Consider the following 14,931-nt stretch of genomic DNA (forward strand, 5'->3'; position numbering starts at 1 on the left):
GGTATATCTGTGCGCGAGCGCGCCCATCTATACCGCCGCCATCCGGGGGTTTCACAGAAAAAGGAACATAAGTTCGAAAAAATGCTTGCATATTCCGTTTCTCTGTGGTAGAATACGAATCAAGAACAAATGTTCGATATTCTGCAAGCACAGACGGGAGGCGGAGAGGAATGCTGATACAGGAACATCTCACACTGAGGGAAAAGCTGGAGATTCTCACGGACGCGGCCAAGTACGACGTGGCCTGCACGTCCAGCGGTGCGGATCGGAAGGGGAAAAAGGGAACCATGGGGAGCGCGGTCCCGGCGGGGATCTGTCACAGCTTTTCCGCGGACGGACGCTGCATTTCCCTGCTGAAGATTCTCTTTACCAACGAGTGTATCTACGACTGCCGCTACTGTGTGAACCGCCGCTCCAATGACGTGGTACGCACCTCCTTCACGCCGGAGGAGGTCTGCACTCTCACCATGGAGTTTTACCGGAGGAATTATATCGAAGGACTGTTTTTGAGCTCCGGGATCCTCCACAGCCCCGACTATACTATGGAGCTGATCTGCCGGACTCTGTGGAAACTGCGCCATGAGCACCATTTCCGGGGCTATATCCACGTAAAAGCCATACCGGGGGCAGACCCTGCCCTGATTGAGCAGGCCGGGTTTCTGGCAGACCGTATGAGTGTCAATCTGGAGCTGCCCACGGCGGAAGGGCTGCGCACTCTGGCGCCGGGAAAGACGCGGGAGAAGATTCTCTTGCCCATGCGGCAGATTCAGCGGGGGATAGAGGCCGGGAAACAGGAGCTGATCCCTTACCGCCGGGACAGTGCCTTTGTGCCGGCGGGACAGAGCACTCAGATGATTGTGGGAGCTACGCCGGAGAGCGATTACCAGATGCTGTCGGTGGCGGAGGCCCTGTACCAGAGCTATGGACTGAAACGAGTTTTTTACTCCGCCTTCGTCCGGGTCAATGATGACAGTCTGCTGCCGGCCCTGCCCGGCGGCCCGCCTCTGCTGCGGGAACACCGTCTGTATCAGGCGGACTGGCTGCTGCGCTATTACGGGTTTCAGGCGGGAGAGCTGCTGTCGGAAGACCGCCCGAATTTCAATGTGCTGTTAGACCCGAAGTGCGACTGGGCTGTGCGCCATTTGGAGCAGTTTCCGGTGGAGGTGAACCGGGCGGATTACTATACCCTTCTGCGGGTGCCGGGGATGGGGGTGAAGTCCGCCAGGCGGATTGTGGAGGCCAGGCGCCACGCTGCCCTGGATTTCCCCGATTTGAAACGGTTCGGGGTGGTGCTAAAGCGGGCCATGTACTTTATCACTTGCAGCGGCAGGGTGATGATGCCCTTCCGCCAGGATCAGGATGCCATCGCCGCCAGCCTGGCGGGGGAGGAGAGGCGGAGGGCCTGGGAGATCGGGGAGGGAAATGCCTACCGGCAGATGTCCCTGTTTGACGATTTTCACATCACCGTCCCGCCCACGGCGGAGGATGTGAGCGGAGCGGTATGGGGGGTGATGTGATGGATGTCTATGTGTGTGAGGACGATTTCTGCTCCATCCTGTCCGGGATCTATGACGCCGGGACCAGCGGGCGGCCCAGCAGGGAGCAGAGGCTGGAGCTAAAGGGACAGCGGGAGCCGGAGCTGTTCTGCCGGTATCTGGAGGTGCAGCCGGAGAAACGGAAAGCGGAGTCGGTGATGGGCACTGTGCGGGAGCGGATTTCCGGGGAGGCCTGCCGCCTGCTGTGGACGGCTTCCTTATCTGGAGACGGAGAGAAGGCGGACTGGATGTACCGCTTTCTGGTGGACGGGTTCCGCCAGGGGCCGAAGATCGTGCATATGCTGAGTCTTCCGTCGGTGTTTCAGATGGTGGAGTATGATCGGGCGGTGGGGAATGAGGCCCATCTGCTCACGGGATTTGTGCGGTTTGCCAGGCTGCCGGAGGGGATCCTGGCGGGGAGCATTGGCCCGAAGAACGACGTGCTGGCCATAGTGGCGGAGCATTTTGAGGACCGGCTGTCCGGGGAAAACTGGATGCTCTGGGATGAAAAGCGGGACAAGGCGGCAGTTCACCAGGCAAACCGGGAGACTGTCCTCCTCCGGGGCATTCCGGAGGACATCCGGAGACGGATCAAGGCGGCCGGCACCCAGGATCCTTACGGGGATCTCTGGCGGGTATTTGTCCATACCATCTCCATCAAAGAGCGGGAGAACCGGAAATGCCAGATGACCCATCTGCCCCTGCGGTTCCGGGAATATATGACAGAATGGCAGAAAACGCCTTGTCCTCCGGGGATGGATATGGTATGATGACGAGGAAAATACGAATCATGCTCGCATGAATTCGCATTTGACGAGAAGTGCCATCGAGACGGGAGTCGAGAGGGTATGATGACGAGGAAAATACGAATCATGTTTGCATGAATTTGTGTTTGACGAGAAGTGCCATCGAGACGGGAGTCGAGAGGGAAGGATGACGAAGGAGAATATGGTTCATGCTTGTATGAATCCGTCTTTAGAGACAAACACTATCAGGACGGACGCCGAGATGGCGTGATGACAAGGGAAAAATGACAGGAAATGGATCCGGCTGGGCCGGAGGAAAGGCGGGATGCAGATGCGGATGACAGAGGAGCGTTTCATCCCCTCCAGCGACGGTGTGTCCAGACTTCACGTGATGCACTGGAGACCGGAGGGAGAGGCGGTGGCCGTGCTCCAGTTGGTTCACGGCATGACGGAGCACATCAGGCGGTACGATGAGTTTGCCAGATTCCTGGCTGCCCAGGGGATCGCCGTGGTTGGCCACGACCAGCTGGGTCACGGAGAGACTGCGGGGGCAGTGGAACGCCTGGGATATTTTGCAAAAGAAAAAGGAGAGGTCTATCTGATCCAGGACATCCGCCGGGTACACCATCTGACAGAGAAATGGTATCCCGGAGTACCGAACCTTTTGATGGGACACAGTATGGGTTCCTTTATGGTTCGGAGGTATCTGACAAGATACAGGGCGGAGACGGACGGGGTGATCCTTATGGGAACGGGAAACCAGTCAGAATTTCTACTTCTCCTGGGAATGGCAGTTGTGCGGCTCACCGGTCTGTTGCACGGCGGCTGGTACCGCAGCCCCCTGCTCCACAAGCTGGTTCTTGGCAATTACAACCGCAAAATCCGAAAAGCGGAGACGGACAGCGACTGGCTCTCCAGGGACCGGGAGCGGGTGCGGCAGTTTGAGGACGATCCCTACTGCCATTTCCGGTTTACCTGCTCCGCCTACGAAGATTTCTTCCAGGTGATGCTGGATTTAAAGCATCGGAAGTGGCTGCGGAAAATGCCCAAGGATCTTCCTGTTTTTCTCGTATCCGGGAAAGAGGATCCGGTGGGCGGCTATGGACGGGGCGTGGGCAGCTTATATCGCCTTTACCGCAGACTGGGGATGGAGGACGTGGAGCTCAAGCTGTATGACGGCTGCCGCCATGAGCTGGTCAATGAGATCGGCAGGGAGCAGGTCTTTGAGGATCTGTCCTCCTGGTGCCTGAAACACAGCCTGCGCCGGCAGAGGTAAAGAGGAGAGCCTGCGTACCCCTGGGCTGGAAGGAGGCGGTGCCCGGAGCCATATTTGGAATCCGCGCGCATCAGGGACGGCATCCTTGGACAAAGGAGACGAGGATGCCGGAAAAATGGCGAAACGTGTCTGAAACGGCGGACGCGGAATCGTTTCATGTATGTTTTTATCTATTTGATTCATTTCCGGCCGGAGATTCCTCCGGCCGGGGAACACCGATCGAGGGCGTTTTTTGATTCGCCCGTTTAAACGGCCATTCGGCCTAGAAATTCCATATTGCATTGCAGAAAAATGAAAGATAAGCGCAGTAATAAAAGCAAGGCCGGATGCGGGGGCCGGAGAAAGGTTCTGGAGTTCCCTCTTTTTGCAGCCATCCGGCAGAGAGGAGGAGCGTATGTTTTGCAGAGTAAACGGCATCGGAATCGCAGGGATGGAAGGGTATCTGGTGCGGGTGGAGGCGGATGTGAGCAGCGGACTGCCGGGATTTTCCATGGTGGGCTATTTAGGGAGCGAGGTGAAGGAGGCCAGGGACCGGGTGCTGACAGCCCTTAAGAACTCCGGCTTTCAATGTCCGCCCCGGAAGATCACCGTCAATCTCTCCCCGGCGGACATCCGGAAAGACGGCACGGCCTTTGATTTGCCCATCGCGGTGGCTGTTTTAGGGGCTTATGGACTGATTCCCACGGATCACCTGGAAAGGATTGCCATTGCGGGAGAATTAGGCTTAAGCGGGGACGTGAGAGGCATCCGGGGGGCCCTTTCCATCGCCGGGACGGCAGGAGAGCTGGGGATGGACTGGTGTTTTCTGCCGGAACGGAACCGCCGGGAAGGACAGGCGGCAGGAAATGTGCCAGTATCAGGCGTTTGCACCTTAAGAGAGATGGCGGAGTGTCTGGAAAAAGGGCCGGAGGCCTGGGTACAGGAGGAGTCGAAGGCAGAGTGGGAGGAGGAGAAAGAGGAGGATGGATTGGACTTTCGGGATGTGGTGGGACAGCCCCTTTTAAAACGGGCGGCAGAGATCGCCGCGGCCGGGATGCACAACCTTCTTCTCATGGGCCCGGCAGGGACGGGAAAGAGTATGACGGCCCGGCGGATTCCTACGATTATGCCGCCTCTCACCGTGGACGAGAGGCGGGAGATTTCCAGGATCTACAGCATCTGCGGGCTGCTGCCGGAACATCAGCCGCTGATCCAGTCCAGGCCGTTTCGGACCCCTCACCACACGGCCACCGTCCAGGCCATCGCCGGAGGCGGGCGGGGGCCGCGGCCGGGAGAGGTGTCCCTGGCCACAGGAGGAGTGCTGTTTTTAGATGAGCTGCCGGAATTTCCCCGCGGGGTGATCGAGCTGCTTCGACAGCCCTTAGAAGACCGTTCCATCGTTGTGGCGCGGGTGAATGGGGCGTACCGGTTTCCGGCGGATTTTATGCTGGTGGCAGCCAGCAATCCCTGCCCCTGCGGATTTTATCCCGACCGGAGCCGCTGCCGCTGCTCGGAGAAACAGGTCAGGACGTATCTGAGCCGGATCTCCAGGCCGATTCTGGACCGGATGGATCTGATCGCGGAGGCGGGGCAGATTCCCTATGAGGCCCTGGTTTCCAAACGGGACGCGGCGCAAGAGGAGAGCTCCCAAAAGATGCGGAACCGGGTGGAGGCCGCCTGGAATCTTCAGAGGGAGCGGTTTCGGGAAACCGGGATCCGGTTTAATAGCCGAATGGGGAGACAGGAGCTGGAGACGTTTTGCGCCTTGGGAGAGGCGGAGGAGCGGCTGATGAGGCAGCTCTATGAGCGGGAGGAGATGAGCGGCCGGGGAAGGGACCGGCTGCTGAAGGTGGCCAGGACCATCGCGGACCTGGACGGCGGAGGACGGATCCGCAGGGAGCACTTGATGGAGGCCGCCGGATACCGGAGCGGAATCCGGGCATATTGGGGAGGTGAAGGCAGTTGACGGGACAGGAACGGGAATATCTTTATCTGCTTTGCCGGATGAAAGGGCTGGGCGCGGTGACCATCCGCAAGCTGTGGGAGGAGCTTGGCAGTTTTCAGGCGGCATATTATATAGAAGAAACGGCGAAGGGAGAAGACCTGCCGGCTTTAAAACGGGTGGAACGGCTGATCAGAAAGGGGCGGGAGGACAGGGAAAAAATCCTGGAACAGTATCATAGACTTCCGGAGCGGGGAATACAGTTTATTACTCCATGGGATCCAGGCTATCCCAAAAAGCTGAAGGAGATCTACGACCATCCCATGGGGTTCTGCGTAAAAGGCCGTCTTCCGGAGCTGGATGCCCCAGTGGTGGCCCTGGTGGGAGCCAGGGAGAATACGGAGTACGGACGGGCCATGGCCGAGTGGTTTGGAAAGGAGCTGGCAAAAGCCGGTGTGTGGGTGGTGAGCGGACTGGCCAGAGGGACGGACGGCGCTGCTCACCGGGGTGCCCTCATGGGCGGCGGGCTGACTGCGGCAGTTCTGGGGAGCGGAGTTGAGATTTGCTATCCCAGGGAAAATTTCCGCCTGTATGAGGAGATTGGCAGGAAAGGGGGCCTGATTTCCGAATTTGGCCCCTGGGACCATCCCTCCCCCGGCAATTTCCCTATGCGAAACCGGATTATCAGCGGAATGTCGGACGCTGTGGTAGTGGTGGAGGCCAGAGAAAAGAGCGGTTCCCTGATCACCGCCTCCCTGGCGTTGGATCAGGGGAGAGAGGTATTCGCGGTTCCCGGACGGCGTACAGACCCCTTAAGCGCCGGCTGCAACCGCCTGATCAAAAGCGGGGCCCAGCTGGCGGACAGCCCGGAAGATGTGCTGGAAATCTTTCGCCTGAAAAAAGGGGAAATCTTAACACTTCATGAAAAAAATGGAAAGGGACTTGCCAAGACAGAAAAAATGGTGTATAGTTGCCTCGATTTACAGCCAAAATTTCTGGATGAGATTATACAGCAGTCCGGACTGTCCGTAGGAGAGTGCATGGGAGCGCTCATGGAATTGGAATGGAAAGGATATGTGGTCCGGACTGCGAACCAATATTATGGAAAGAAACTATAGGTGAGGTTGAAATGGCAAGTTATTTAGTGATTGTGGAGTCTCCGGCAAAGGTAAAAACCATCAAAAAATTCCTGGGCGCCAACTATGTGGTGGACGCGTCCAACGGACACGTAAGGGATATGCCAAAGAGCCAGATGGGGTTTGATGTGGAAAATGATTATGAGCCCAAATATATTACCATCCGAGGGAAAGGGGATATTCTTGCCAAGCTCCGCAAGGAGGTAAAAAAGGCAGATAAGATCTACCTCGCGACGGACCCGGACCGGGAGGGAGAGGCGATCTCCTGGCACCTGGTAAAGGCTCTCAAGCTGGACGAGTTAAAGGACAAGAAGGTATACCGCATCAGTTTCAACGAGATCACGAAGAACGCGGTCAAAGCATCCTTAAAATCCCCCAGACAGATTGATATGAACCTGGTGGACGCTCAGCAGGCCCGCCGCGTTCTGGACCGGATGGTGGGCTACGGCATCAGCCCCCTTCTGTGGGAAAAGGTGAAACGGGGCCTCAGTGCCGGCCGTGTACAGTCGGTGGCCCTGCGGATGATCTGTGACCGGGAGGACGAGATCAATGCCTTTATTCCGGAGGAATACTGGAGCCTGGATGCCAAGCTGGCCTGCGAGGGGAGAAAGACCCCTCTGGTGGCGAAATTCCACGGCACAAAGACGGAGAAACTGACCATTCACAATCAGGGAGAGCTGGAGGAGATCTTAAAGAACCTGGAAGGAGCCAAGTACCAGGTGGAGGAGGTAAAACAGGGAGAGCGCACCAAGAAAGCCCCCATCCCCTTTACGACCAGTACCCTCCAGCAGGAGGCGTCCAAGACCCTCAATTTCTCCACGCAGAAGACCATGCGCCTGGCCCAGCAGCTCTACGAGGGCGTAGATGTGAAAGGCCGGGGAACGGTGGGTCTGATCACCTACCTTCGTACCGATTCTACCCGCGTGGCGGAGGAGGCGGACGCGGCCGCAAAACAGTTTATCGGGGAGCACTACGGAAGTCAGTACGTAGCCGGTGAGGAAAAGGCGAAAAAAGCCTCCGGAAAGATTCAGGATGCCCACGAGGCGATCCGTCCCACGGATGTCACTCTTACCCCCGTGCTGGTGAAGGATTCCCTGTCCAGGGATCTGTTCCGTTTGTATCAGCTGATCTGGAAACGGTTCACCGCCAGCCGCATGAAACCGGCAGTGTATGAGACCACCGCTGTCAAGATTGACGCCGCCGGCTATCTCTTTAACCTGACGGCCTCCAAGCTGGCCTTCGACGGCTTTATGTCGGTGTACGTTCAGGAGGATGAGAAGGAGGAGAATAACGTCCTCTTAAACAGCCTGGAGAAGGGAGATATTCTTCCCTTAAAAGAGCTGGAGCACAGCCAGCACTTCACCCAGCCGCCGGCCCACTACACGGAGGCATCTCTGGTGAAGGCTCTGGAGGAGCAGGGAATCGGCCGTCCCAGTACCTACGCGCCCACCATTACCACGATTATTGCCAGAAGGTATGTGGCGAAGGAGAACAAAAACCTCTATGTCACCGAACTGGGAGAGATCGTAAACCGGATCATGAAAAAATGTTTCCCCAGCATCGTAGATCCCACCTTTACGGCCAACTTAGAGTATCTGCTGGATAAGGTAGGAGACGGAGAACTGCCGTGGAAATCGGTGGTGCGCAATTTCTATCCCGACCTGATGGACGCGGTGAAGACCGCCGAGAGCGAGCTGGAGACGGTGACCATCGCCGACGAGGTGAGCGACGAGGTGTGCGAGCTGTGCGGCCGCCATATGGTGATCAAGTACGGCCCCCACGGAAAGTTCCTGGCCTGTCCCGGATTCCCGGAGTGCAAGAACACAAAGCCCTACTTCGAGAAAGTGGGAGTGACCTGTCCCCTGTGCGGCGGAGACGTGGTCATCAAAAAGACGAAGAAGGGCCGCAAATATTACGGCTGTTCCAATAATCCGGAGTGTGAGTTCATGTCCTGGCAGAAACCGACGGAGATCAAATGCCCGGAATGTGGTTCCTACATGGTGGAAAAGGGCAGCAAGCTGCTCTGTTCCAACGAGCACTGCGGGCACAGCATGGCGAAGGAAAAATAGTGAGAAGAATTGTTTAAAAAATTGAAAAATTCAGAAAAAACACTTGTTATTCGTTTAAAATCATGATATGCTTTAAATAAGTTAAAGTTTTGCCGGGTTTTAAAAGAAAAGCAAGGAGGTTTTATAAATGGGAGTACAGTTGTTAGACAAAACCAGGAAAATTAACAAACTTCTTCACAACAATAATTCGCACAAATTTGTGTTTAACGACATCTGCAAAGTATTGAGTGAGATCCTGTTGTCTAATATCCTGGTCATCAGCAGAAAGGGAAAGGTTCTCGGCGTCAGTGCCTGGGAAGGCGTGGATGAGATTGAGGAGCTGATTGCCGATCAGGTGGGAGGATTTGTGGATCCCATGCTCAATGAACGGCTGCTCAGCATTCTGTCCACAAAGGAAAATGTAAATCTGGTCACTTTGGGATTTACGGAGGACAAGGTAAAAGATTATCAGGCGATCATCACTCCCATTGACATCGCCGGAGAGCGTCTGGGCACCCTGTTTATTTACAAATCCAATTCCCAGTATGACATTGACGACATCATCCTGAGCGAGTACGGCACCACCGTGGTAGGGCTGGAGATGATGCGCTCCGTCAACGAGGAGAACGCCGAGGAGACCAGAAAGATCCAGATCGTGAAATCCGCCATCAGCACCTTATCCTTCTCTGAGCTGGAGGCGATCACTCACATTTTTGAGGAGCTGGACGGCAATGAGGGAATTCTGGTAGCCAGCAAGATCGCTGACCGGGTAGGGATCACCCGCTCCGTCATCGTCAACGCCCTCAGAAAGTTTGAGAGCGCCGGCGTCATCGAGTCCAGATCCTCCGGAATGAAGGGCACGTACATCAAGGTGCTCAACGACGTGATCTTCGACGAGCTGAAAAATATTAAGGCTGCCAATGGGAAGTAGAAAGGCAGCAAAATCCCAACGATTTCTCGTAAAAGAATCCAAGCAGGATGCCAGTCAATGCGTACGGCACCCTGCTTTTATTATGCGCACATGGGAAACGGCGCGCCTTATGACAAAAAGCCTCCGGCGAGACGCGAGACCGCGCGCCGCCGCCCATATTTTTTGCATTCGTAAAAAAATTAGTAAAAATTCTGCAAAATCCAGCGGATTTCCCGCAAAAAACCCTTGCGCGCCGGACATTCCTATGCTATATTAGTAGGGCTGATAAAAAACACGTCTGCCGATTCCTGGAAACGGTGCCTGTCTGTCAGGTCTTTCCGGAAACATGAGACGCAGGCGGAAGAACAACCAAATGGAGGGAAAAACATGAGCGTTATTTCTATGAAACAGCTGTTAGAAGCTGGCGTGCACTTTGGTCACCAGACGAGAAGATGGAACCCCAAAATGGCTCCGTACATCTACACCGAGAGAAACGGCATCTACATCATCGACTTACAGAAGTCTGTAGTAAAGGTAGATGAGGCTTACAAGGCCATTTCCGACATCGCTGCAGAGGGCGGAAACATTCTGTTCGTAGGAACGAAGAAACAGGCTCAGGATGCCATCAAGACCGAGGCAGAGCGCTGCGGAATGTTCTACGTAAATGAGAGATGGTTAGGCGGAATGCTGACCAACTTCAAGACCATCCAGTCCAGAATCGCAAGACTGAAAGAGATCGAGACCATGGCTGAGGACGGAACCTTTGACGTTCTGCCGAAGAAAGAGGTTATCGCACTCAAGAAGGAGTGGGAGAAGTTAGAGAAGAACTTAGGCGGCATCAAGGAGATGAAGAGACTTCCCGATGCAATCTTCGTTGTAGATCCGAAGAAGGAGAGAATCTGCGTGCAGGAGGCTCACACCCTTGGAATCCCGCTGATCGGTATTGCCGACACCAACTGCGATCCGGAGGAGCTGGATTACGTAATTCCGGGTAACGACGACGCAATCAGAGCCGTGAAACTGATCGTTGCGAAGATGGCTGACGCTGTGATCGAGGCGAACCAGGGTGAGGCTACGGTTGACGGTGAGCTTGAGGCTGGCGAGGAAGTATTTGAGGCAGAGGCAGCTGTAGAGGAGTAATTTGACGAAGGAGTGCTTCAGCCTGATACAGGTTGGAGCACTTTTTATAAGAAACCATACCAAATCAAAATGGAGGAAAAAGAAATGGCAGCAGTTACCGCAGCAATGGTAAAAGAGTTAAGAGAGATGACAGGCGCCGGAATGATGGACTGCAAGAAGGCTCTTGCAGCAACCGAGGGCGATATGGATAAGGCGGTGGAGTTCCTGAGAGAGAAGGGACTTGCCGGCGCAGCAAAGAAGGCTGGCCGTATTGCGGCTGAGGGTATCGTTTACACCGATCTGGCCGCTGACGAGAAGAAGGCAGTTGTGGTAGAGGTAAACGCAGAGACCGACTTCGTAGCGAAGAACGAGAAGTTCAGAGCCTACGTTGCTGACGTTGCCGCTCAGGCTTTAAAGACCAGCGCTCAGGATATGGACAGCTTTATGGCTGAGCAGTGGGAGAAGGATCCGTCCATGACCGTGAAGGAGGCTCTGTCCTCTCAGATTTCCATCATCGGCGAGAACATGAACATCAGAAGATTCCAGCAGGTAGAGGAGCAGAACGGTTTCGTTGCCTCCTATATCCATGCAGGCGGAAAGATCGGCGTTCTGGTTGACGTTGAGACTGACGTTGTGAACGACGCGATCAAGGAGATGGCAAAGAACGTAGCCATGCAGGCTGCCGCTTTAAAGCCCCTCTACACCAGCGAGGCTGAGGTAGATGCCGACTACATCGAGAAGGAGAAAGAGATCCTGACCGTAGCCGCTAAGAACGAGAAACCGGATGCCAACGACAAGATCATCAACGGCATGGTAATGGGCCGGATTAAGAAAGAGCTGAAGGAGATCTGCCTGTTAGATCAGGTATACGTAAAGGCTGAGGACGGCAAGCAGAGCGTAGCCGCTTACGTTGCGTCCGTAGCGAAGGCTAACAACGCCAACATCACCATCAAGAAGTTCGTTCGTTTCGAGACCGGCGAGGGCCTGGAGAAGAAAGAGGAGAACTTCGCTGAGGAAGTTGCAAAGCAGATGGGAATGTAATTCTGCAATTTTATAAAGTAGATAAAATGTGAATGGAAACGCTGGGGTCTGTGGGGGCTCCGGCGTTTTTCAACATTATGGTATTAAATGTTGAATATATGGGCTGTTTTGACATAAAGTAGGATTTGTTTCGCCATGGGATGGCGAATGAATGTCTACAAATGATAAAAATAGACTTTGACAACAGCGTCATTTTGGATGATGTCCCTGAAGTGGAAAAAGGACGGTTCTATTAGCCGCAAGAGAAGAAAGGTATTGAGAGGGAAGGGGCGTTAAATGAAGGAAAGAATCGCCTTTGTCGGCATAATTATAACCGTGTTTTTGCTTGCGTGCTCTGGATGTTTAAGCGGAAAACGGGAAAATGGATATGAAATCATTGAAAAAGCTAAAGGAGATGTGAAATATCCCCAAGTCAATTTTCTGAATGAAAAGGATGCAGAGAAAGAGGAACGGATCAATACTTTGATAGGGAGTAATTTATACGGACCTTATCGCTTTTTGTCTGATGCGGAGGTAGCAGCATCCATTGCTTACGAGATTACCTATCAGGATGAAAATTATTTAAGTATTTGTTACCACGGCACTTATACAGATCAATCAGGTTCCACAGGAGACGTTGGTTATGCGGTAACCATGGATTTAGGCACGCAAACGGTAGTCGGATTAGAGGATATTATTGGAAATGAGGGAAGATATGAAATCGTAATGAACATAGAGAGTGGAGCATTTGAAACAGAATATGGTATGATTACGCCCGATAATAAATATATAGATGTTCTTTCTGTCATGCAGAACCAGCCTATTGGAAACCCTGATAAAAGTAAAAGCGAATACGCATATTTTTTGCGGGATAAAAAAGTAGGAATCATCATTACCGGCCTTCCGAGGTACGGAGGGAATTTTTCTGTTATCAGTGTCAATTACTTATGGAAATCAGAAACATTTGAAACAAACAGATCGGAACCTTATTGACAAAAAGAAAAAGGAGGATCAACGCTTATGAAAAGAGCAATCGCCTGCCTCATTGATTCTGCAATCATTGAAACCATATTTAAGCTGATTGTGTCAGGAATCGTCACGCATAATACGCCATATACGGGGGTGCTGTTAAGTATTTCCCTGCTGGTGTTTCATGTGGGATATTTTTTCCTTGCTGACTGGGGATGGGATGGATGCAGCATTGGGAAGAAACTGACAAGGATCCGCACGATTGTCCCGCCGGATAAACGGAACTTATACCTGGCGACCCATGGGACGCTGAAAACGATTTTTCTCGCGTTTTTTCCGATTACCATGATCTACTACATAATCAAAAAGCGTTTGCCCTACGATGCCTGGTACGGCATAACCGTTGTGAAAAAATAGCAATAGGGCAAAGGGATGATGGAACAGAATCTGTAAACAGAAACGTCCCGGCGAAAGTGCAACCGTGTGAAACTTTTTCTGTAAATAGCTATTAGATATAGATCTTCTATGTGGTGAAAACAGGTGAGGAAAACCTGCCTGTACTTAACATACCCAGTATGTGCTGTTATATATAAACCAAGGGCTGAAAGCTCTCAGATTCGCTTTCAGCCCAGAAATTATCATAGAAAATTTGTATTTACAGAAATTTTTTCACAGGCGCGGATAGTATGAGTCACACAGATCCCTTATTTTTTCAGTTAATAAAATTTACATGAATAAAAGGTCATAGTTATCAACTAATGTTTTTAAAACATTCTGCATATGCGTTCTCATCAGTTCCTCTAAAGGGGTGACATCACGATTACATAAAGCATCATAAATGGCAGTGTGTTTTTTAAGGATTGGATTCACGTTCAGGAACTAAAATTTATCAACATTGATTTTGTGATAGTTTTTCTCATAACATCCTGTTTATCAAAAATTTATTGCAATTCCGGCGGCACGAGCCAGATTCAGTGTTCGTACAGCTCCATCATAAAAGGCGATATCTACCATTTTTCCATCCACGGTAAAGACGCCGATTCCCTTTTCTTTTTGTTCGTTGATTGCGCGAATCAGTTTTTTTGCATAGATAATTTCTTTTTCCGAAGGAGTAAAGATCTCATGCACCACGGCTATTTGTTTCGGGTTGATAATGGATTTACCGTCAAAGCCCATCCTGTGAATCATTTCTACATCTTTCCGGAACCCCTCCATATCGTCTAGATTCGTATAAACCGTATCGAAACACTGAATTTTAGCGGCCCTGGCAGCCAGTATCATATGCTGTCTGGCACCAGCTAGCTCCACTCCGGTGCCTGTGATGGTGGTTTGTATATCCTTTGTGAAATCGCCCCCACTGAGGGCGATACCAAACAGTCGATCGGAGGAGTTGCAGATTTCCAGCGCGTTTAAAACGCCTTTTGCGGATTCTAGAGCGGCCATAAGAAGTGTGCTTCCAACAGGCCGGTTAAATTCTTGTTCGGCAGAGAGGACAGCTGTTTCTACAGCCTTTACGTCCTCCCTCGTTTCTGTCTTGGCGATTCGGATGGCGTCTGCACCACCGGCAACGCAGACACGGATATCTTCTTTCCAGTAAGGCGTGTCCAGCCCATTGATGCGCACGATGCGTTCTACTCCACGGTAGTCGAGGTCTTTTAAAGCATGATAGAGAGAGTACCTGGCGGAATCCTTCTGGTTTGCTGCAACCGCATCCTCTAGGTCGAGAATAATGGAGTCTGCACCGTAAATATAAGGATCACGGATCAGTCCTGGTTTCTGGCAGTTCAAAAACATCATGGTCCTTCTTAGTCTGTTTTTATTTTTGTTCATCGAATCGCACCTCCCCATGGCAATTGCTCCATAATATGGTTGGAGCGAAAAATAGCGCATTCCACCCGCGCTTTTAATGTGCAGTCCAGAGCTCCCTTATCAATTACACGTAATTTCGCATTTTTCACTTCCAAACGTTCCAGCGTTTCCATGATTACTGTCCGGATCTGTTTTCCATACTGGTTGATAACGGTGCTTTCAAGTTCAATTTCAATTCCTTCGGTTGCTGGTTCCACTATTACCTGAACATCGCTAGATTCCAGGGTACCGGCTATGGCAGTATTTATAATCTCCATAATAACCTCCTCATACTGTATTTACTTGCGATTATACTAAAAAGTATTTCAAAATGCCAATAGCAAGATCAAATATCAGATATTAGAAAAACTGATAGGGTGGGTGTGGGAATCTATATTGTTCA

At 52.4% G+C, this 14,931-nt stretch carries 13 protein-coding genes; 11 read left to right on the plus strand and 2 right to left on the minus strand.

What is annotated here, in order from left to right; translation table 11 throughout:
- The first annotated feature begins 170 nt into the window (after positions 1 to 170).
- From B5E84_RS03545 to B5E84_RS03595, 11 genes are all read left to right on the plus strand, one after another.
- Entirely contained in the window at positions 171 to 1,517 is a 1,347-nt protein-coding gene (locus tag B5E84_RS03545; RefSeq protein WP_087219357.1) for a putative DNA modification/repair radical SAM protein, read from the plus strand.
- Entirely contained in the window at positions 1,517 to 2,305 is a 789-nt protein-coding gene (locus tag B5E84_RS03550) for a TIGR03915 family putative DNA repair protein (protein WP_162612801.1), read from the plus strand. Before B5E84_RS03545 ends, B5E84_RS03550 begins: the two co-directional genes overlap by 1 nt.
- A 301-nt stretch (positions 2,306 to 2,606) precedes the next feature.
- The gene (locus B5E84_RS03555; protein WP_242963255.1) at positions 2,607 to 3,557 is read left to right on the plus strand and encodes an alpha/beta fold hydrolase; all 951 of its coding nucleotides are present in this window, start codon (positions 2,607 to 2,609) and stop codon (positions 3,555 to 3,557) included.
- 364 nt (positions 3,558 to 3,921) lie between these two features.
- On the plus strand, positions 3,922 to 5,502 hold the full coding sequence (locus B5E84_RS03560) for a YifB family Mg chelatase-like AAA ATPase (protein ID WP_275533075.1): 1,581 nt from the start codon (positions 3,922 to 3,924) through the stop codon (positions 5,500 to 5,502).
- Positions 5,499 to 6,596: a DNA-processing protein DprA gene (gene dprA, locus B5E84_RS03565; protein WP_242963257.1), complete on the plus strand. Its 1,098-nt coding sequence runs from the start codon at positions 5,499 to 5,501 to the stop codon at positions 6,594 to 6,596. Before B5E84_RS03560 ends, dprA begins: the two co-directional genes overlap by 4 nt.
- A gap of 11 nt (positions 6,597 to 6,607) precedes the next feature.
- Complete coding sequence (gene topA / locus B5E84_RS03570; protein ID WP_087219365.1) at positions 6,608 to 8,683, plus strand: type I DNA topoisomerase; 2,076 nt, start codon at positions 6,608 to 6,610, stop codon at positions 8,681 to 8,683.
- 127 nt (positions 8,684 to 8,810) lie between these two features.
- Entirely contained in the window at positions 8,811 to 9,593 is a 783-nt protein-coding gene (gene codY, locus B5E84_RS03575; protein WP_087219368.1) for a GTP-sensing pleiotropic transcriptional regulator CodY, read from the plus strand.
- A 366-nt stretch (positions 9,594 to 9,959) separates the two neighbouring features.
- Positions 9,960 to 10,712, plus strand: coding sequence for a 30S ribosomal protein S2 (gene rpsB / locus B5E84_RS03580; protein ID WP_087219370.1), 753 nt, complete (start codon positions 9,960 to 9,962; stop codon positions 10,710 to 10,712).
- An 84-nt stretch (positions 10,713 to 10,796) separates the two neighbouring features.
- Positions 10,797 to 11,732 (plus strand): translation elongation factor Ts, encoded by a 936-nt coding sequence (gene tsf, locus B5E84_RS03585; protein ID WP_087219373.1) that lies wholly within the window; start codon positions 10,797 to 10,799, stop codon positions 11,730 to 11,732.
- Between the two features lie 276 nt (positions 11,733 to 12,008).
- A complete protein-coding gene (locus tag B5E84_RS03590; protein ID WP_087219376.1) occupies positions 12,009 to 12,704 on the plus strand; it encodes a hypothetical protein in 696 nt (231 codons plus the stop codon).
- 27 nt (positions 12,705 to 12,731) lie between these two features.
- On the plus strand, positions 12,732 to 13,097 hold the full coding sequence (locus B5E84_RS03595; RefSeq protein ID WP_087219379.1) for an RDD family protein: 366 nt from the start codon (positions 12,732 to 12,734) through the stop codon (positions 13,095 to 13,097).
- Positions 13,098 to 13,613: 516 nt separating this feature from the next.
- Here B5E84_RS03595 and B5E84_RS03600 read toward each other — a convergent pair.
- Together B5E84_RS03600 and citD are read right to left on the minus strand one after the other, a co-directional pair.
- On the minus strand, positions 13,614 to 14,510 hold the full coding sequence (locus B5E84_RS03600; RefSeq protein WP_087219382.1) for an aldolase/citrate lyase family protein: 897 nt from the start codon (positions 14,508 to 14,510) through the stop codon (positions 13,614 to 13,616).
- The gene (gene citD / locus B5E84_RS03605; protein WP_087219385.1) at positions 14,507 to 14,806 is read right to left on the minus strand and encodes a citrate lyase acyl carrier protein; all 300 of its coding nucleotides are present in this window, start codon (positions 14,804 to 14,806) and stop codon (positions 14,507 to 14,509) included. The genes B5E84_RS03600 and citD overlap by 4 nt, the downstream gene beginning before the upstream one ends.
- Between the last annotated feature and the right edge of the window lie 125 nt (positions 14,807 to 14,931).

It is taken from the genome of Lachnoclostridium sp. An14, assembly GCF_002160755.1.
GTDB lineage: Bacteria > Bacillota > Clostridia > Lachnospirales > Lachnospiraceae > Lachnoclostridium_A.